Origin of the sequence: Anaerobacillus sp. 1_MG-2023, from assembly GCF_030547345.1 — a bacterium.
Taxonomy (GTDB): Bacteria; Bacillota; Bacilli; order Bacillales; family Guptibacillaceae; genus Guptibacillus; species Guptibacillus hwajinpoensis_B.
Map to the genome: position 1 here is coordinate 382079 of NZ_JAUORD010000002.1, position 17374 is coordinate 399452.

General features: G+C 40.2%; 20 protein-coding genes. 19 read left to right on the forward strand and 1 reads right to left on the reverse strand.

Translation table 11 applies throughout. The annotated features are described in order from the left end of the window. Positions 1-10: 10 nt before the first annotated feature. The 12 genes from aroA (at position 11) to Q4550_RS05845 (ending at position 10512) form a co-directional block, all read left to right on the forward strand. Positions 11-1297 carry a 3-phosphoshikimate 1-carboxyvinyltransferase gene (gene aroA, locus Q4550_RS05790; protein ID WP_303530992.1) on the forward strand — a complete coding sequence of 429 codons (1287 nt, stop codon included), beginning with the start codon at positions 11-13 and terminating at the stop codon, positions 1295-1297. A 492-nt stretch (positions 1298-1789) separates the two neighbouring features. Further along, positions 1790-2749 carry an amidohydrolase family protein gene (locus Q4550_RS05795; RefSeq protein WP_303530993.1) on the forward strand — a complete coding sequence of 320 codons (960 nt, stop codon included), beginning with the start codon at positions 1790-1792 and terminating at the stop codon, positions 2747-2749. Beyond that, the gene (locus tag Q4550_RS05800; RefSeq protein ID WP_303530994.1) at positions 2719-3993 is read left to right on the forward strand and encodes a tetratricopeptide repeat protein; all 1275 of its coding nucleotides are present in this window, start codon (positions 2719-2721) and stop codon (positions 3991-3993) included. The genes Q4550_RS05795 and Q4550_RS05800 overlap by 31 nt, the downstream gene beginning before the upstream one ends. A 67-nt stretch (positions 3994-4060) precedes the next feature. Continuing rightward, positions 4061-4597 (forward strand): ReoY family proteolytic degradation factor, encoded by a 537-nt coding sequence (locus Q4550_RS05805; protein WP_194221913.1) that lies wholly within the window; start codon positions 4061-4063, stop codon positions 4595-4597. 183 nt (positions 4598-4780) lie between these two features. Further along, entirely contained in the window at positions 4781-5617 is an 837-nt protein-coding gene (locus Q4550_RS05810; RefSeq protein ID WP_303530996.1) for a GNAT family N-acetyltransferase, read from the forward strand. Further along, the gene (locus Q4550_RS05815) at positions 5598-6068 is read left to right on the forward strand and encodes a YpiF family protein (protein WP_303530998.1); all 471 of its coding nucleotides are present in this window, start codon (positions 5598-5600) and stop codon (positions 6066-6068) included. Before Q4550_RS05810 ends, Q4550_RS05815 begins: the two co-directional genes overlap by 20 nt. A gap of 133 nt (positions 6069-6201) precedes the next feature. Next, positions 6202-6699 (forward strand): ubiquinol-cytochrome c reductase iron-sulfur subunit, encoded by a 498-nt coding sequence (locus Q4550_RS05820; protein WP_194221910.1) that lies wholly within the window; start codon positions 6202-6204, stop codon positions 6697-6699. Between the two features lie 12 nt (positions 6700-6711). Continuing rightward, on the forward strand, positions 6712-7383 hold the full coding sequence (gene qcrB / locus Q4550_RS05825) for a menaquinol-cytochrome c reductase cytochrome b subunit (protein WP_098443956.1): 672 nt from the start codon (positions 6712-6714) through the stop codon (positions 7381-7383). Between the two features lie 64 nt (positions 7384-7447). Further along, the gene (locus tag Q4550_RS05830) at positions 7448-8215 is read left to right on the forward strand and encodes a menaquinol-cytochrome c reductase cytochrome b/c subunit (protein ID WP_303531001.1); all 768 of its coding nucleotides are present in this window, start codon (positions 7448-7450) and stop codon (positions 8213-8215) included. A gap of 90 nt (positions 8216-8305) precedes the next feature. Then, positions 8306-8899 carry a lipoprotein heptaprenylglyceryl N-acetyltransferase LhaT gene (gene lhaT, locus Q4550_RS05835; RefSeq protein ID WP_226613734.1) on the forward strand — a complete coding sequence of 198 codons (594 nt, stop codon included), beginning with the start codon at positions 8306-8308 and terminating at the stop codon, positions 8897-8899. 59 nt (positions 8900-8958) lie between these two features. After that, positions 8959-9720 carry a sporulation protein YpjB gene (locus tag Q4550_RS05840; RefSeq protein ID WP_303531002.1) on the forward strand — a complete coding sequence of 254 codons (762 nt, stop codon included), beginning with the start codon at positions 8959-8961 and terminating at the stop codon, positions 9718-9720. Between the two features lie 114 nt (positions 9721-9834). Then, a complete protein-coding gene (locus Q4550_RS05845; RefSeq protein WP_194221905.1) occupies positions 9835-10512 on the forward strand; it encodes a zinc metallopeptidase in 678 nt (225 codons plus the stop codon). Between the two features lie 35 nt (positions 10513-10547). Here the strand turns inward: Q4550_RS05845 and Q4550_RS05850 are convergent, their stop codons facing one another. Further along, a complete protein-coding gene (locus Q4550_RS05850; protein ID WP_226613727.1) occupies positions 10548-11417 on the reverse strand; it encodes a YitT family protein in 870 nt (289 codons plus the stop codon). Positions 11418-11661: 244 nt separating this feature from the next. Between Q4550_RS05850 and Q4550_RS05855 the strand changes: the two genes are divergently transcribed. From Q4550_RS05855 to Q4550_RS05885, 7 genes are read left to right on the forward strand one after another with little or no spacing between them, the layout of a single operon-like run. Next, positions 11662-12000 carry a nucleotide pyrophosphohydrolase gene (locus Q4550_RS05855; RefSeq protein WP_194221903.1) on the forward strand — a complete coding sequence of 113 codons (339 nt, stop codon included), beginning with the start codon at positions 11662-11664 and terminating at the stop codon, positions 11998-12000. A 2-nt stretch (positions 12001-12002) separates the two neighbouring features. Continuing rightward, positions 12003-12803, forward strand: coding sequence for a 4-hydroxy-tetrahydrodipicolinate reductase (dapB, locus tag Q4550_RS05860; RefSeq protein WP_303531005.1), 801 nt, complete (start codon positions 12003-12005; stop codon positions 12801-12803). Positions 12804-12814: 11 nt separating this feature from the next. Continuing rightward, positions 12815-13225: a methylglyoxal synthase gene (mgsA, locus tag Q4550_RS05865; protein WP_303531008.1), complete on the forward strand. Its 411-nt coding sequence runs from the start codon at positions 12815-12817 to the stop codon at positions 13223-13225. Beyond that, a complete protein-coding gene (gene bshB1 / locus Q4550_RS05870; protein WP_303531010.1) occupies positions 13206-13919 on the forward strand; it encodes a bacillithiol biosynthesis deacetylase BshB1 in 714 nt (237 codons plus the stop codon). The genes mgsA and bshB1 overlap by 20 nt, the downstream gene beginning before the upstream one ends. Beyond that, positions 13916-15052: an N-acetyl-alpha-D-glucosaminyl L-malate synthase BshA gene (gene bshA, locus Q4550_RS05875; RefSeq protein ID WP_303531011.1), complete on the forward strand. Its 1137-nt coding sequence runs from the start codon at positions 13916-13918 to the stop codon at positions 15050-15052. The genes bshB1 and bshA overlap by 4 nt, the downstream gene beginning before the upstream one ends. Next, positions 15049-16236 (forward strand): CCA tRNA nucleotidyltransferase, encoded by a 1188-nt coding sequence (locus Q4550_RS05880; protein WP_303531012.1) that lies wholly within the window; start codon positions 15049-15051, stop codon positions 16234-16236. The genes bshA and Q4550_RS05880 overlap by 4 nt, the downstream gene beginning before the upstream one ends. Then, on the forward strand, positions 16221-17198 hold the full coding sequence (locus Q4550_RS05885; RefSeq protein WP_283154068.1) for a biotin--[acetyl-CoA-carboxylase] ligase: 978 nt from the start codon (positions 16221-16223) through the stop codon (positions 17196-17198). Before Q4550_RS05880 ends, Q4550_RS05885 begins: the two co-directional genes overlap by 16 nt. Positions 17199-17374 lie beyond the last annotated feature (176 nt).

A 17374-nucleotide genomic window follows, 5' to 3' on the forward strand; every position in this document is an offset into this window, starting at 1 on the left:
GTAAGTGACTATGGAAACGATTGTGCAAGCACAAAGTCTTAAAGGAACAGTTACAATTCCTGGAGATAAATCAATTTCTCATCGTGCCATTATGTTTGGTTCTATTGCAAAAGGTACAACTCGAATTACAAATTTTCTTCCTGGGGCAGATTGTTTAAGTACGATTTCTTGCTTTAAACAAATGGGTGTTCAGATTGAACAAGACGGAGCTTCAGTAGTGGTAGAAGGCAAAGGTATCGATGGTCTTCGTGAGCCATCAGAGCTTCTCGACGTAGGGAATTCTGGAACGACCTTTCGTTTAATGATGGGCTTACTCGCTGGAAGACCATTTCATTCTGTATTAGCCGGAGATGAGTCAATTGCAAAGCGACCAATGAATCGCGTAACAGTTCCATTAAGTCAAATGGGTGCAGCAATTGATGGGAGAGAGAATGGCACGTTTGCTCCGATAGCGATTAGAGGCGGTAATCTTAGTGGTATTACATATGATTCACCTGTAGCGAGTGCCCAAGTGAAATCAGGTATTCTTCTTGCGGGTCTTCAAGCTGATGGCGTTACAACGGTTACAGAAACTCATCGTTCACGAAACCACACTGAAAATATGTTAGAAAGTTTTGGTGTCAAAGTGAAGAGAGACGGTTTATCTGTCAGCGTTGAAGGGGGACAGCATCTAACCGCTACAAATGTAGAAGTACCTGGTGATATCTCCTCAGCTGCATTTTTCCTAGTAGCAGGAGCAATCGTTCCTAATAGCACCTTAACCCTATTAAACGTAGGGATTAACGAGACAAGATCAGGTATATTAGATGTTCTTGAACAGATGGGAGCTTCTTTGTCCATTAAAAACAAGCGGGTTGTGAATCAGGAAGAAGTGGCTGATTTAACAATTAGTACTAGCGATCTTTCGGGAACAACGATCGAAGGGGAGATGATCCCTAGATTGATTGATGAGCTTCCAGTTATTGCTTTACTTGCTACGCAGGCTAATGGAAAAACGATTATTCGAAATGCGGAAGAATTAAAAGTAAAAGAAACAAACCGTATCGATGCAGTCGTTGAAGCATTACAAACGTTAGGCGCATCTGTAACAGGAACACCAGATGGAATGGTTATAGAAGGTCCTACACGCCTCCATGGTGGACAGGTTTCAAGTTTAGGTGATCACCGTATTGGAATGATGCTTGCAGTCGCAGGTTGCATTACAGAGGGGTCTGTTCAGCTTGAATTACCTGAAGCAATCAAAGTTTCATATCCTGATTTCTTTGAACATTTGAAACAACTAAGAGCAGGTTCCTAGGAACCTGCTTTTTTATATGACAACACATCCCATCATTTGGCGCTCAAAGTCTTTTCGTCTCTCACTCTGACCACAATGGGTGTTCAAATTGAAAGTCTCTAGCGCTAGTCGGCTCTAAACGGGCGCTTACGCTTTTCGGTGTCCAGCTTCAGCGCCCAGAGCCTCGAGATGCTTCGCCTTTCACTCTGAACACAAAGGACGTGTTCAAAATGAAAGTCTCCAGCGCTAGTCGGCTCTAAATGGGCGCTTACGCTTTTCGGATAAAAAAACCGAAATTTTCTAAAGAATCTGTTGATTTTCTGGAATACCCTGTTATACTAAGAATAGTAATGGTTTCTCTCCACTCCTATCCATATTTATTTTGTCCCTGTGTTTTGAAAGCGCTAACAAAGGCTTTTAGCACAGGGAATTTTTTTCATTGGTGCTTTTATAACATAAATAAGTACTCTAAAACATAGCCTGTCATAAACAAAATGGCAGGGAGGCGCTTGTTTGAAACGTCTTTATGAAAATGCATCTATAGATGGCACTGATTATAAGTTGGTTGCGGATGAATTGTTATCTTATAAGACGAAGGTTGGAAAGCTTAATAAAGGAGTCCATTGCAACTTGAATGGTTTTTCAATGAGGGCTGGGAAAGTTTATCTTTCGGAAATAAACAATAGAGAACCAGAGAGTGAATTTATCGAATTAATGAGAGAATACATGTTACAAGGCGTCACTTCGATTCTAGCGTTAACCGAAATAAAACATGCTTGTACATTTGAAGAAGAAATCAGTCGTTCGTTATCATACCTAGTGAATTCTCCTATCGACTATGCTCTTGGTTTACGAATGGACAGCACAAAAGTGACTCCAGATGTTATTAGGAAGTGTGCACGTTACCAAGTTCCGTTCATTGTAATGGATTTTAAACGTGAGGAAGAATGGAAAAAATTCGTATCTGAATGGATCATTCAAGCGAATTTTCCTTACCATGCCATGCTTGTGCCTTTCTTTTCATTTATCGAAACGTGGGATTCTGATGCTATAGAACTAAAGCTTACACAATTGCTTAATGAAGCGGTACTCAAAGGGCTAGACGCATTTCACTATCCTGAATTATTGATAAGGAGAGAGCTTCCTAAACCAATATTAATGCGAATTGGGTTTTATCCTCAAAAAGGTGGAATTCTTACAGGAACGGATTTTGATTTTAATCTCTATCGAACGAATTCAGGCAATCAAGTTGAAGATGAACTATTTCTTGATTATGATGGAAGAGACCCAATCATTTCAGGACTTCGTGGTGAATTACTGAAAGTGAATCATCATGTTTTCCTAAAACCAGGATATGGTCAACATTTGAAAATTCACAGACCATCGTTTTTTACTGCGAGTCATCGAAATAAAAAAAGTAGTGTTAGAAGGAGTTTTGGAACGTGGAGCGTCTTAAGCAGGCTGTCTCATTAATTGAGTCGGGGAACTTTGAAAAAGGTTTAACAGAATTGAAAGAAGTACGAAAAGATGCAGATCATGAAACATTATATGATCTCTCAAACATTTACTATAGTCTTGGACTGATTGAAGATTCTAGAGATGTAGTAGAGGAACTGTTAATACACTATCCAAATGAAGGAGAATTACTTGTACAGGCAGCTGAATGCTATGTTGATCTTGAACAAGAGCAGGAGGCTATAGCCGCATTAAATAAAATAGATGAAAGTGATGCTGCTTATCCGCCGGCGCTTCTCTTGCTTGCGGATCTCTATCAAACAGAAGGCTTAGAAGAGGTTGCGGAACAAAAATTAATGGAAGCAAAGCGTCTTTCACCTGATGAGCCAATCATTGATTTTGGATTAGGTGAGTTTTATCTCACTCAAGGGCATCATTTAAAAGCTGTACCTTACTATGAATCAGTACTCGGAACTAAGGGAGAGCTTGCGAATGAGAACATTGAACTGAGGTTAGCTGAAGCCCTAAGTGGAAGCGGACAATTTGAAGAGGCGCTTACTTACTATGAGAAAGGCCTGGAGAATGCTCGCGAAATTAATGCGCTCTTTGGATATGCTTTTACAGCGTTACAAATAAGTGAATACCGTAAAGCTATTAATGCATTTAACGAATTGAAGGAAGTTGATCCACAATATAGCACGCTTTATCCATACCTCGCGAAAGCCTATGAAGAAGAGGGAGCTACTAGTGAAGCAATTCAAGTACTAGCAGACGGAATAAAGGTGGATGAATTTAACGAAGAGCTCTATTTGCAAGCGAGCAGGTTAAGTTATAAAACTCATGATAACGCAAGCGGAGAACAGTACTTACGCGAATTACTAGCTATTAATCCAACGCACATTGAAGCAGCCAAGACGCTTGCAACGTATCTTAGAACGGAAGAAAGATATGAAGACATCCTTGATCTACTACGTAATATTGAAGAAGGAGATCAAAGCGATCCTTACTTAGATTGGTCTGCTGCAACTGCTTATGCGCAGGTAGAAGAGTATAAAGATGCCATAAAACGTTATGAAAACGCATATACTTATTTCAGAAACGATCCGATCTTTTTAGAAGAGTATGGAGGATTTTTGTTTGAAGAGGGTCGGCGTGAAGAAGCTGTTAATGCATTTAAGCTAGCTTTGGAGTTGGACCCAACGCTCGTTCATCTAGAGGAAGAAGTGCTGCGCTTTGAAGAAGAAACATTTAAAGAGGAGTAAGGCGAAGAAGGAAATTTATGTTCAATGACGAATTGTTAAATTAGGAAAATCTCAGGGAGGAATCGCTATGAGCAGCTCCGTTTCTGTCGTTGAAAAGAAAGACTTTCTGAAATGGTTTTTGAAGAAATACCAGGTGAAGAAACGTGAATGTGTCTGGCTGTTAAATTATTTAATAAGCGATGAAGTGCTCATGGGTAACGTACATTTTGTTGAGAATGCTGAGTTTTGTCCAAAGGCGCTTGTGATCTCAACTCATTGTGTAGAAAATGCTCCATTCCGTTTTTATAAGCACAACATCATCACGACTGACCCTGAAAAATCATTTCATGACATTCGTCTGAATCAGGACGAGCCTATCTACATTCAATTGAATTTCAAGAGTAAAAACGTTTCTCCGCACTATGTGGCTGTTCTAGAGGAAAATCCATTTTTACCAGAAAATATGGCAGCGGATAAAAAGTATTCATTTATGGCTGAAATGGTTCTTGATGAGTCGTTTACTCGGTTCAAGAAAGAATCGATTCTGAAGCAGATTGATGAAGCTTTGGATCGAAATGATGAAATGGCGTTCAAAAATTTAAGCAAGCAATTAAGTAATTTATAACCCTTGATTCTTCAAGGGTTTTTTTATTTGGGTGGCCATCGTTATGATCATGTATTTGGAACGTGCGTTCGAGAAAACCCCTTCATCGATGATCTTACAGATGGTATACTAAGAAAGAAATGAAAGTCGCTAGTCGAATTCGTTTTGAGTTAACCGACTCACAGTCAGAGAGGAGAAAACGTGTTGATCCGAAGTTTAGAGTGGAATGATATCGCTCTTGTAGAAGAAATGCCGACTGGGATTGAAGATGACTACGTCGTCCGGATTATTAAAAGGTTGATTAAAGAAGAGAAAATGATCGGCTATTTTGAAGAAGGGAAACTAATCGGCATAGCGGGGATAACGCTCTATGAAGATGAAGCTGCCGTTCTAGGTAGATTGCGAACTCATATTGACTATCGTGGTAAAGGTGTTGCTTCAGCATTGATGAACTTCTTACGTAAAGAAGCACATCAAAATTCAAATGTGAAATGGATCGGGTATGCGACTGAAGAGTATAACATAGCAGGTAATCGGTTAGCACCTCACTTACATATGAACCTTGAGGCAGTTATAGTCTCATCCCGTATAAGTCCTCATTCCGTTTCTGGTGACAACGTGACGTCACCTTTTCAAAAAGTGACCGGAACAGAAAAGAAAGGTCTAATAGAAAAAGAATGGGAAAATAATAGTCATACTTTTTTTCCGTATTCAATCTATTATCCACTTCCGTTCGTTCCTGCTCTATCGTCTTCTTACATTGATAGCACTGAGATCTTTGTAAATGAATATGGAAGCTTTATTATGACGAAAGAGGAGAAGGGAGCTTCTTATTTGCATGTGAAAGTATTCAATGAAGCGGTCCTTTATAGTAAAGAAATGTGGGAAATTGCAAGCACCTGTGCAAGCGAGGAAGCGAGAACAATTTGGGTTGATTTACCAATGAAAGAAGCGAAGTGGCTAGAAATGAAATCTCACCAAACCATTTGGTACTTATATGGACAGAAAAGGAGTTATCAAAATGAAATGGACAGAAGCTGATATTGCTCTATTTGAAAAAGAAAAAGAATATGTAGATACTGCTGTGCTTCCGCTCGTCCCGATATCGATGACGAGTAGCATAAAAACAACTGTATCGATGGGAGAATATATAAACATAATAGCAAGTGAGCTTGAAAGACAGTTAAAAGGGCGTCTATTATTATTACCTTCCTTTACTTATTTGACTTCTGAGGAATCATTATCAAAAGTAGAACGTCTAAAAAAAGTAGAACAAGAGTTATTCGAAGGTGGAATTAAGCACATTGTTACTCTAACAGCCGATGTTGATTGGAAGAAATTTGAAGATCAGTTAGATAGTGCTATGCTATGGATGCCAGCGATCCCGCTAGAGCATATGGATGAGCAATATAAAATGGAAACGGTATCAGCGCAAGTGAAACAAGTTTTGCAATTTGTAACAAATACGTGGCAAAGTAATATAAATAGTTAGTTTGTGGCATGCTAAAGACCAATCCGAATATTGACAGAGCAAGAGTGACTACGCTATCATAGGAATGTCCTAGTTATATGTATGTACTATTTATGTCCGGCTGGACTGACTTCATAGGATAGGGGGGAAACCAATGGCGAAGAAGAAGGAAGTAACAAGACGCCAATTTCTAAACTACAGCCTGACTGGTGTCGGCGGTTTTATGGCAGCAGGAATGCTAATGCCGATGGTTCGTTTTGCAATTGATCCATTATTAAAAGAAGGTGCCAAGCAGGATTTTGTTCCTGTAATGGACACAAGTGAGATTACGAACAAACCTGTTCGTAAAGAATTCAAAATTGACCAGGTAGACGGTTGGTATGAATCTGAGGTCACTCAATCCGCATGGGTTTACAAAGATGAAAAAGACGAAATCGTCGCACTTTCACCTGTTTGTAAACACTTAGGGTGTACGGTGGACTGGGCTTCAAATGCAGCATATCCAGATCAGTTTTATTGTCCGTGCCACGGTGGCCGTTACACAAAAGATGGTGTGAATGTAAAAGGAACACCACCTCTTGCGCCGCTTGATGTTTACAACAAGAAAGTTGAAGATGGAAAACTTTACCTCGGAAAACCTGAACCACGTTAGGGGGCGTAATCTATGTTAAATAAAATCTATGATTGGGTAGATGAACGCTTAGATATTACGCCAATGTGGCGCGATATTGCAGATCACGAAGTGCCAGAGCACGTTAACCCTGCTCATCACTTTTCGGCGTTTGTTTATTGTTTCGGCGGTTTAACGTTTTTTATTACCGTTATTCAAATTCTATCCGGGATGTTCCTTACGATGTATTATGTACCTGACATTGTGAATGCCTGGGAGTCTGTCTACTATCTTCAAAACGAAGTAGCATTCGGACAAATTGTAAGAGGAATGCACCATTGGGGAGCCAGTCTCGTTATCGTTATGATGTTTCTACATACCCTTCGCGTGTTCTTTACCGGCTCTTACAAAAAACCTCGTGAATTAAACTGGGTTGTAGGTGTATTGATTTTCTTCGTTATGCTTGGTCTAGGGTTTACAGGATATCTTTTACCATGGGATATGAAAGCGCTATTCGCAACAAAGGTTGGTCTTGAAATTGCAGTGACTATACCAGTGGTTGGAGAATGGGCAAAAACTCTTCTTGCAGGTGGAGAAATTATCGGAGCTCAAACGCTCGCTCGTTTCTTTGCGATTCATGTATTCTTCTTACCAGCTGCACTTCTTGGATTGCTAGCTGCTCACTTTATCATGATTCGTAAACAGGGTATTTCTGGCCCGCTATAAGATGTAATCTCAGAACTTATTATGATCATTTCGACACAATTTTTTATACGAAGGAGGGGGACAGATGCATCGCGGAAAAGGAATGAAGTTTGTTGGCGATTCGCGTATTCCTGCGCAAAGAAAGCCTAACATTCCAAAAGATTATTCAGAGTACCCCGGCAAAACAGAAGCGTTTTGGCCGAACTTCTTATTAAAAGAGTGGATGGTAGGTGCTGTATTTCTAGTTGGGTATCTAGCACTAACAATTGCCCATCCATCTCCACTCGAGCGTGTAGCGGATCCGACAGATGCGACCTATACGCCGCTTCCTGACTGGTACTTTCTCTTCTTATACCAGCTCTTGAAGTACAAATTTGCCGCCGGTGACTATACGCTTGTAGGTACAGTTGTTATGCCCGGCCTTGCATTTGGTGCACTTCTTCTTGCTCCATGGCTTGACCGCGGTCCAGAAAGAAGACCGGCTAAGCGTCCTGTTGCGACAGCGCTTATGTTACTTGGTCTTATTTCAACGGTATACTTGACGTGGGAATCAGTTGTAACTCATGACTGGGAAAAAGCAGCAAAGCAAGGGGAAATTGTTGAAGCTGAGGTTGACAAAGAATCAGAAGGTTACGCCATTTATTCTGGACAGTCATGTATTGGTTGTCATGGGGACAGCCTTCAAGGTGGTTCAGGTCCATCTCTTCTTGAAACACAGCAAACAAAAGAGTCGATTATGGACATTGCTGTGAACGGGATCGGCGGAATGCCAGCGAATGCTTTTAAAGGTTCTGATGAAGAACGTGAGAAGCTAGCTGAATTTATTGTCGAAACGGTAGAAGCAAATAAATAAGATGAAAAGCTGACTGTTGCAGTCAGCTTTTTCTCATTTTAAATTGCTTATGCACTTCAATCGATGAAAGATATTGAAAAGGAGATTCCTATGATTTCTCAATTTTTATACCTGCTAAAATCAAGACCTTTTCTTCTACTTCTGTTGATCATTAACATTCCGGGTACTATTTACGGCTATTACTGGTATGGATGGCAGTTAGCAGAAACAAAGCCCATCTTTTTACTATTTGTTCCGGATAGTCCTACAGCGAGTCTGTTTTTCTGTTTTGTTTTACTGGCCTTTCTTTTCGGTAAAAATTGGCCACTGATGGAAAGTCTAGCTGCCGTGACTTTATTCAAATATGGGATTTGGGCTGTCATTATGAATGCTCTAGTGATGGTTGTGACAGGACAGCTATCTCCTATCGCAATTATGCTCATCTTATCTCATCTTGGAATGGCAATAGAAGGATTGCTTTTTACCCCTTTTTACAGAATCAAGTTATGGCATCTCGTGCTAGTGGCGATATGGACGTTACATAATGATGTGATTGATTATGTTTTCGGTCAAATGCCACGTTATTCAATATTAAGTGAGTATACACCGCTTATTGGATATTTTACATTCTGGCTGTCGATCTTTTCTCTAGCTCTTGTCTATTTCTTATCTGTTCGAAAAGGACACTATCAGCTTTCCATCTAAGATGGTCTACTCTTGTCCATTTCTTCATACATTGAAGTAGGAAGAAGGAGGGACAGGGAATGGGTAGACGATGGCTCCTTGTAGTGTTGCTTTTGACGCTTCCCGTCAATGTACATGCTTCGGAAACAGATACGAAACAAGTCTGGAATGATATAGCAGCAAATGCGTTGGAATTTGGCAAACAAGAGAAGTTTGACCGTGCCAAAACGATGCTTGATGAATTTTCTAATGCTTTTCCAGGTGATCAGTCTAGTGAACTTTCGACTATTGAATTAAGAGTGATCCTCAATACACATGACCGTGCACTAAAGGCTGTAACAGCTATGGATAAAGCTGTTGATCAAAGAATTCAGTCCTTAACGGAATTTCGTCTGGCTGTTGATGCGTTAGTAGCTGAAGATCAGCCAATGTGGAAACAGACGGATGACCAAATTCTCCCGCTTATTACCGAAATGTCCACTGCTATTGAACACGGAGACGTAGACGTCTACAATGCGAGTAAGGATCGTTTTATTGGAACATATAGTGTAATACGCCCAGCAATGGCAATTGATCTCTCGCCAGAAACTCAGCAACGACTTGATTCGCATATTGCTTTTATTGAGCGATATGGGTCTGAGCGTAATTCAGAATTATCGGGTCAATTGCAAACCATGAAAGATGATTTCAAACAAGCTTACCACCCTTCTTCATCTGAGGAATCTTCCCTTTTATGGTTAATTGTTTCAATTGGAGGTATTATTATCGCTACACTGATTTATGTGACCTATCGAAAATATAGAGGCGAAAAAGAAGGTTTAAAAAGGAAACAAGCCGATTAAATTTGAAGATCTTGTGAACCTGAAACAGTGTGATTGACTTTCTAGTGGGATTTGACTAAAATTGACGTTAATAACAGTTTAGAAAGCAATTACACATATGATGGAGGAATGGAAATGGCTGGTTTTCTAGTCTATTTTGCGCTTCTGTTAATCATTCCACTCTGGGCTCAGAGTAGAGTAAAGAGCGCATACAAAAAATACTCAAAAGTTCCAAACTCGTCTGGGATGACTGGTGCTCAAGTGGCAAGAAAAATTCTCGATGAAAATGGGTTATATTCTGTAGGGGTTGAAGAAGTGCGCGGGCACCTTTCGGATCATTATGATCCTCGCTCAAAAACAGTAAGACTATCATCAGGTAATTTTCATGGTCAATCAGTGGCGGGAGCAGCGATCGCTGCACACGAGGTAGGACACGCGATCCAAGATGAGCAGAACTATGCACCGCTTCGTTTCCGTCATACGCTTGTTCCTGTGGCGAATCTTGGTTCAAACTTTAGCTATTTCATCATTCTCGCTGGTATTTTGATGGCATCGCAAAACTTCATTTTACTTGGGATTGTCTTTATGAGTGCAGCTGTGTTGTTCCAGTTGGTAACACTTCCAGTTGAATTTAATGCTTCCAATCGAGCAATGGAACAAGTTGTATCAACTGGCGTTATTCGAAACGATGAAGAAAGAGAAACGAAAAAAGTATTGAACGCAGCGGCTTTAACATATGTTGCAGCAGCAGTAGTTGCTCTATTAGAATTACTTCGCTTTGTGTTCATCTTTATAGGAATGAACGAAGATTAAATAAGGAAATCTCGCCCTTAAGGGGGCGAGATTTTTTATTGGTCGATAGGATTTTTGTTTTCATCTAGGGTGAACCCTTCACCTAAAACATCTTGAACGTCGTTAACGGCTACAAAAGCATGTGGATCAACCTGTCGAATGATGTTTTTTAAACGTACAATTTCATTTCGAGCAACAACGCAATAAAGAACTTCTTTTTGAAGACCGGAAAAGCTGCCTTTTCCATTCAATACGGTCGCTCCCCGATCCATCTGCTTCATAATATTGTCAGCAATTTCTTTATTATTCTCAGATATGATCATGGTCGCTTTCGCAGAATATGCCCCTTGTTGGATAAAATCAATGACTCTAGCAGCTACAAATACCGCTAATAATGTATACATCGCTTCTTTATAGTTTAAATAAACAAGTGATAAAGCTATAACGCAAAAGTCGAAAATAAACATTGTTCTACCCATGCTCCAGCCAATGTATTTAGAACCGAGCTGCGCGATAATGTCCACCCCACCGGTTGTTCCTCCATAACGAAAGATAATGCCAAGACCAACCCCTACAAACACTCCTGCAAACAATGCTGCAAGAGTTAAATCGTCTTGAAGTGGGATGGATAGAGCGGAATATCGCTGAAAAATCCACAGAAACACAGATAAGGAAACGGTTCCAATAATCGTATAAATAAATGCCTTTCGTCCAAGCAACTTCCATCCAATTAGAAATAATGGAATGTTAAGAACTAGATTACTAATCGCGGGATCAATTTGAAATAGAAAGTATAGCAAAAGGGTAATGCCAGTAAAGCCACCTTCCGCTAAATTATTTTCCATATTGAAATGCACAAGGCCAAATGCAAAGATTGCAGACCCAAGTAAGATGAAGAATACATTTTTTCCACGTATGCCTTCCATAATAACCACTCCTATCCCTCCAGTAGACCCAACAGAATTCATTATAATCAAATACTGAGCAGACAGCAATTTGAATCTGTTATACTCACGTTAGGTTTGATAAGAATAGGTTGTTGGATTTTACGAATTTGGTGTTAAAGATCTGACGAGGTGAAGATTTGATAAAGAAAAAAACTTGTGAAACATTTGTCAAACGCCTATCTTTTAGCTAACATAAGAAATGATGTGAAAGGTGGTTTGACAGATGGCTAATAGATCGATTAGTGAGATGCAAAAAGAGGTAGATCAATACATAAGTCAGTTTAAAGAGGGGTATTTTACTCCCCTTGCGATGCTAGCAAGAATGACCGAAGAACTTGGTGAGCTTGCACGTGAAATTAATCATTACCATGGTGAAAAACCGAAAAAAAATACAGAGGAAGAGCGTACCATTGAAAATGAAATGGGAGATCTCCTCTTTGTACTAACCTGCTTTGCAAATTCGTTAGATATAGATCTTGATGAAGCATTTGGAAAAGTGATGACTAAATTTAACACGAGAGACAAAGATCGATGGACGAGAATAGAAGAGGAGAGTGAATAGGCATGCAAGAAGTGAAAATCGTAATCGCAGGACCAAGAGGAAACATGGGGAGCGAAGCAGTGAAGTTGGTAGATCGTACAGGTCATTTTACTCTTGCTGCAGTTATTGACAGCAAACAAACAGGACAAACGGTAGCGGATATTGAAGGACTTCCGTCGCTAGATGCTCCTGTGTATACGGATCTTGACAAGTGCTTGTCAGAAGTAGAATGTGATGTATTAATTGATCTAACAACGCCTGAATATGGGAAAAAACATATGGAGATTGCCTTTAATCATGGCGTACGTCCTGTCATTGGAACAACAGGTTTTTCTAATGATGATGTTGAAGAATTATCCAAAGTAGCTGAACAAAAAGAATTAGGAGCCATTATTGCCCCGAACTTCGCTATCGGCGCAGTTCTAATGATGAAATTTGCTTCTATGGCAGCTAAATATTTTGATGACGTTGAGATTATCGAGCAACACCATGATCGTAAGCTTGATGCTCCATCTGGAACTGCTGTCAAAACAGCGAAAATGATATCAGAAGTAAGAAATGCAAAGAAACAGGGACATGAAGATGAGCGTGAGGATTTAGAAGGTGCACGTGGTGCGGATTATGAAGGAATGAGAATTCATAGCGTACGCTTACCAGGACTTGTTGCTCATCAGGAAGTTTTATTTGGTGGAGAAGGACAAACGTTGAAAATACGTCATGACTCAATGAATCGAGCTTCCTTTATGCCAGGTGTGCAATTAGCTGTTGAAACGGTTTTGAAAATTGATCAGCTTGTCTATGGGCTTGAAAATATTATGGAGTAGGGGATGACCTTATGAAAATCGCTTTAATCGCGCACGATAAGAAAAAGGATGATCTTGTTCGTTTTACTCTTGCGTATAAAATGATTCTAGATCCACACGAACTTTTTGCAACTGGTACAACTGGTAAACGAATTATTGATGAAACGGGATTAGACGTGCACCGGTACCAATCAGGACCTCTTGGTGGAGATCAACAGATTGGCGCTATGATTGCAAAAAACGATATGGATGCAGTGATTTTCTTTCGAGATCCCCTCACAGCACAGCCTCATGAGCCTGATATAACTGCTCTTATTAGGCTTTGTGATGTATACGATATCCCGCTAGCAACAAATATGGGCAGTGCAGAGATTCTTGTACATGCCCTTGCTAGGGGAGAATTGGATTGGAGAGAAATTGTACATGGAAGAAATAACACTTGATATACTTGCGTTCGGAGCTCATGCTGATGACGTTGAGATCGGAATGGCTGGAACATTAAAGAAACTTGCTGACGAAGGTAAACAGACGGGTATTTGTGATTTAACAGAGGCTGAGCTATCGTCCAACGGGACCGTGTTTATACGACACCATGAAGCAAGGAATGCCGCAGAAATTTTATCTGTTAAAACGAGGATAAATATGAAGTTTCCTGACCGTGGTTTGACGATCTCTGATGATAAAATTTCTTCCCTTGTTAAAGTAATACGCCGCACAAAACCTAAGGCTATTTTTGTTCCATATCCAGAAGACCGCCATCCTGATCATGGGCATGCTGCTCACTTAGTTGAAGAAGCGGTTTTTTCAGCCGGAATCCGAAAATACAATCCTGAATTAGGATCTGCTCATAAAGTAAGTCAGGTCTATTATTATTTTATTAATGGATTTTACCGCCCTCAGTTTACAATTAATATTTCAAATCAAATAGAAGCGAAGAAACAGTCTCTAGAAGCCTATGAAAGTCAATTCGTTCTAAGTAACGGAAGCGTCTCAACTCCACTAACGAATGGCTACGTTGAGAAAGTAATCAATCGTGAATACTTATATGGCAAAGAATCTGGAGTAGATTATGCGGAAGGGTTTATCGCAAAGAATCTGTTATGTTTGGAAGAATTTCCGTTAGGAGAAAGCATATGACACTTAAAATTGGTATTACCTGTTATCCAACTGTCGGGGGTTCTGGAGTGATCGCAACTGAGCTTGGTAAAATGCTTGCTGAAAAAGGGCATGAAGTCCATTTTATTACGAGTAGCGTTCCTTTCCGTTTGGATACGTTCCACCCGAATATTTATTTTCATGAAGTTGAAGTAAATCAATACGCGGTTTTCCGTTATCCTCCGTATGATTTAACCCTTGCAAGTAAAATGGCAGAGGTCATTCAAAGAGAAAACCTTGATTTGCTTCATGTACATTATGCTGTTCCTCATGCGGTCTGTGCTTTTCTTGCTAAAGAAATGGTGGGAGGAGACATAAAAATTGTGACAACGCTCCATGGTACGGATATTACCGTGCTTGGTTATGATCCTTCCTTAACACAATTGATTCGATTTGGGATTGAAAAATCTGATCGAGTTACAGCTGTATCAGATGATCTCGTTGAACAAACGCATCGGCTTCTTGAAACAAATAAAGAGATCGATACAGTGTATAACTTTGTTGATGAAAGGATTTATTATCCAAAAGCGCCTTCCACTTTAAGGAAAACATATGGTATTGCAGAAGAAGAGAAAGTGATTGTTCATATTTCAAACTTTAGAGCAGTGAAACGTGTACCGGATGTCATTAAGGTGTTCCATCGTATTCAAAATGACATGCCAGCGAAGCTACTACTCATAGGAGACGGTCCTGAAATTCAAGTTGCCTGTAAACTCGTTAATGAACTTGGTTTGAAGGATAAAGTGAAATTTCTTGGTAAACAAGAAAATGTTGCCGAAATCCTCTCCATTTGTGATTTGAAATTATTGCTTTCTTCGAAAGAAAGCTTTGGGCTCGTTGCACTTGAAGCGATGGCTTGTGGAGTTCCAGCCATTGGTACGAACATTGGGGGAATCCCAGAAGTGATTGAACATGATGTGAATGGTTTTATTGCAGAAGTCGGTGATATAGATACGATTTCTGCTTACGCAAAGCAGTTGCTATCTGATGACGCTCTGCATGAGAGAATGAGTACGGCTGCTGTAAAAGCTGTTGAAACGAGGTTTGCTTCACAACGGATTCTAGAACAATATGAAGCCCTTTATTATAAAACACTTCAAGGGGCATTGACTTGATTGACCTAAAAGGGAAGGCCTACAACACATGTATGGAAGTGCTTCACATCCTAACTGAAGGTGGATTTGAAGCTTACATTGTTGGAGGAGCTGTGAGAGACGCTTTACTAGGTATTCCTGTTGCTGATTTTGATATTGCTTCATCTGCTAAGCCAGAAGAAGTAATGAGGATATTCGACAAAGTTATACCTACCGGGATTGATCATGGCACCGTGACGGTCGTCTATAAGGAGTTTTCTTTTGAAGTGACAACGTTCCGCTCTGAAAAAGGTTACCGGGATTTTAGACATCCTTCAGATGTATCATTTCTTGCAACGATTGAAGATGACCTTGGGCGCCGAGATTTTACTATCAATAGCATGGCTCTTTCAATAAAGGGGGATGTGATTGATTTATACGATGGTTTAGATGATTTGAAGCGTCGCCTTTTACGCACTGTAGGAGATTCTGCTGAGCGTTTTCAAGAGGATGCTCTACGAATGGTAAGAGCGCTTCGGTTTCAAAGTGTCCTGGACTTTTCGTTGGATAAAGAAACGGAAGCAGCGTTAATACTGTACGCGCCTCTCCTTAAGCGTGTGGCGATTGAAAGAATTCAAATTGAGGTAAGCAAATTGTTGTACGGAAAGGCTGTTCATTCAGCCATCATTCAGCTTGTTCAAGCCCGTTTGCATCAAATTTTACCAGGACTCCAAAACTTAGAGAAATGGCTTGAAGAGGCAAGGTACCTACACTATCTGGCGACGGAAGAAGAGAGATGGGCTTTTCTTGCACGGACTACAGATGATCCCGTTCGATTTCTTAAAGAATGGCGCTTACCAAATCGGATCGTTAAAAATGTCGAATTTCTATTAAGGAATGTCGATCTTGTTAAAAGAGAGGGCTGGAGCAGGTGGCGCATATACGAAGCTATACCCGAAGTAAGGTCAAGCGAACGGCTTATATCTGTTTTTGAAAAGCGCGCTCCAAATCTTTTGAAAGTGGATCGAATCGCTTCAGAACTAGTGATAACATCAGCCGAAATGCTTGTTGTGACTGGAGAAGAATTGATTAAATGGAAGGGTACAAAGCCCGGGCCATGGGTTGGAGAAGCTCTTAAACAAATTGAGCATGCTGTTATAACAGAAGAGATAAAGAATGAGAAATCCAGCATTAAAAGGTGGCTTGAACAGTGGCAGACTCAATAAGGCAGCGCCTGCTGCAAATGCTTGAAGAACATGCAGAATCATATGTTTCTGGTCAAATGATCAGCGAGACGCTTAATGTATCTAGAACAGCCATTTGGAAACATGTATCTGAACTTCGTAAAAACGGATATGAGGTTGAGGCTGTTCAGAAAAAAGGTTATCGAATTGTTTCTAGACCAGATATGTTAAGTAAAGAAGAAATCAGCTTAAAATTAACAACAGATTTTCTTGGCAAAACCATTTACACATATCCTACTGTCGAATCGACCCAGTTTATTGCGCATGACTATGCGCATAAAGGGACAGCAGACGGTACGATCATTGTTGCTGATGAGCAAACAGCGGGAAAAGGAAGGCTTGGACGTTCGTGGCATTCTCCACCTGGAAGTGGTATTTGGACAAGCATTATACTACGTCCAAAATTACCGCCTCAAAGGGCCCCTCAATTCACTCTTATCGCAGCTGTTAGTGTTGTCCATGCCATCCGTAAACAAACAGGCCTTGAAGCAGAAATTAAATGGCCAAATGATATTCTTATAGATGGAAAAAAAGTAGTTGGAATCCTAACGGAACTCCAAGCAGAAGCTGATCAAATTAAATCAATTATTATTGGAATGGGTATTAACGTCAATGCCACTAAAGAAGATTTTCCAGAAGATTTAACGACAGCTACCTCCCTTAGGATTGAATTAGGAAAAGAAATAAAGCGCTCAGTGTTATTAGCAGCTATCTTAAACGAACTCGAAACGCTATATGAAGAGTACTTGAATAACGGTTTTAGAATGATCAAGCTACTTTGGGAAAGTTATGCAGTCAGTCTTGGTCGAAGAATTAAAGCGAGAACTCTGAATGGTGTGATTGAAGGTCTTGCGAAAGGAATAACAGAAGAAGGGGTCCTCCTTTTGGAAGACGAAAGTGGTAAGATGCATTACATTTATTCAGCAGATATTGAAATTTGTTAACTATAGCTGATGATTTCTGCTATACTAACAGATGTAAGGGTGGTATCCGGATGGAGCCGCACCAATCGTAACTTCAAAAAATAAATCTGCCTTGATCCATATGGACTGGGACAGAGGGATGAGACCGATACAGTAACCTCCTGAAGATGGAGCGTTGCAGCTAGTCTATGTTGTCA

Coding starts and splice junctions, on each gene's coding strand:
- aroA (WP_303530992.1), top strand. CDS start 11: ATGGAAACGATTGTGCAAGCACAAAGTCTTAAAGGAACAGTTACAATT.
- qcrB (WP_098443956.1), top strand. CDS start 6,712: ATGTTAAATAAAATCTATGATTGGGTAGATGAACGCTTAGATATTACG.
- Q4550_RS05850 (WP_226613727.1), bottom strand. CDS start 11,417: ATGGAAGGCATACGTGGAAAAAATGTATTCTTCATCTTACTTGGGTCT.
- Q4550_RS05820 (WP_194221910.1), top strand. CDS start 6,202: ATGGCGAAGAAGAAGGAAGTAACAAGACGCCAATTTCTAAACTACAGC.
- Q4550_RS05815 (WP_303530998.1), top strand. CDS start 5,598: ATGAAATGGACAGAAGCTGATATTGCTCTATTTGAAAAAGAAAAAGAA.
- Q4550_RS05840 (WP_303531002.1), top strand. CDS start 8,959: ATGGGTAGACGATGGCTCCTTGTAGTGTTGCTTTTGACGCTTCCCGTC.
- bshB1 (WP_303531010.1), top strand. CDS start 13,206: ATGGAAGAAATAACACTTGATATACTTGCGTTCGGAGCTCATGCTGAT.
- lhaT (WP_226613734.1), top strand. CDS start 8,306: ATGATTTCTCAATTTTTATACCTGCTAAAATCAAGACCTTTTCTTCTA.
- Q4550_RS05805 (WP_194221913.1), top strand. CDS start 4,061: ATGAGCAGCTCCGTTTCTGTCGTTGAAAAGAAAGACTTTCTGAAATGG.
- dapB (WP_303531005.1), top strand. CDS start 12,003: ATGCAAGAAGTGAAAATCGTAATCGCAGGACCAAGAGGAAACATGGGG.
- Q4550_RS05845 (WP_194221905.1), top strand. CDS start 9,835: ATGGCTGGTTTTCTAGTCTATTTTGCGCTTCTGTTAATCATTCCACTC.
- Q4550_RS05855 (WP_194221903.1), top strand. CDS start 11,662: ATGGCTAATAGATCGATTAGTGAGATGCAAAAAGAGGTAGATCAATAC.
- Q4550_RS05830 (WP_303531001.1), top strand. CDS start 7,448: ATGCATCGCGGAAAAGGAATGAAGTTTGTTGGCGATTCGCGTATTCCT.
- mgsA (WP_303531008.1), top strand. CDS start 12,815: ATGAAAATCGCTTTAATCGCGCACGATAAGAAAAAGGATGATCTTGTT.
- bshA (WP_303531011.1), top strand. CDS start 13,916: ATGACACTTAAAATTGGTATTACCTGTTATCCAACTGTCGGGGGTTCT.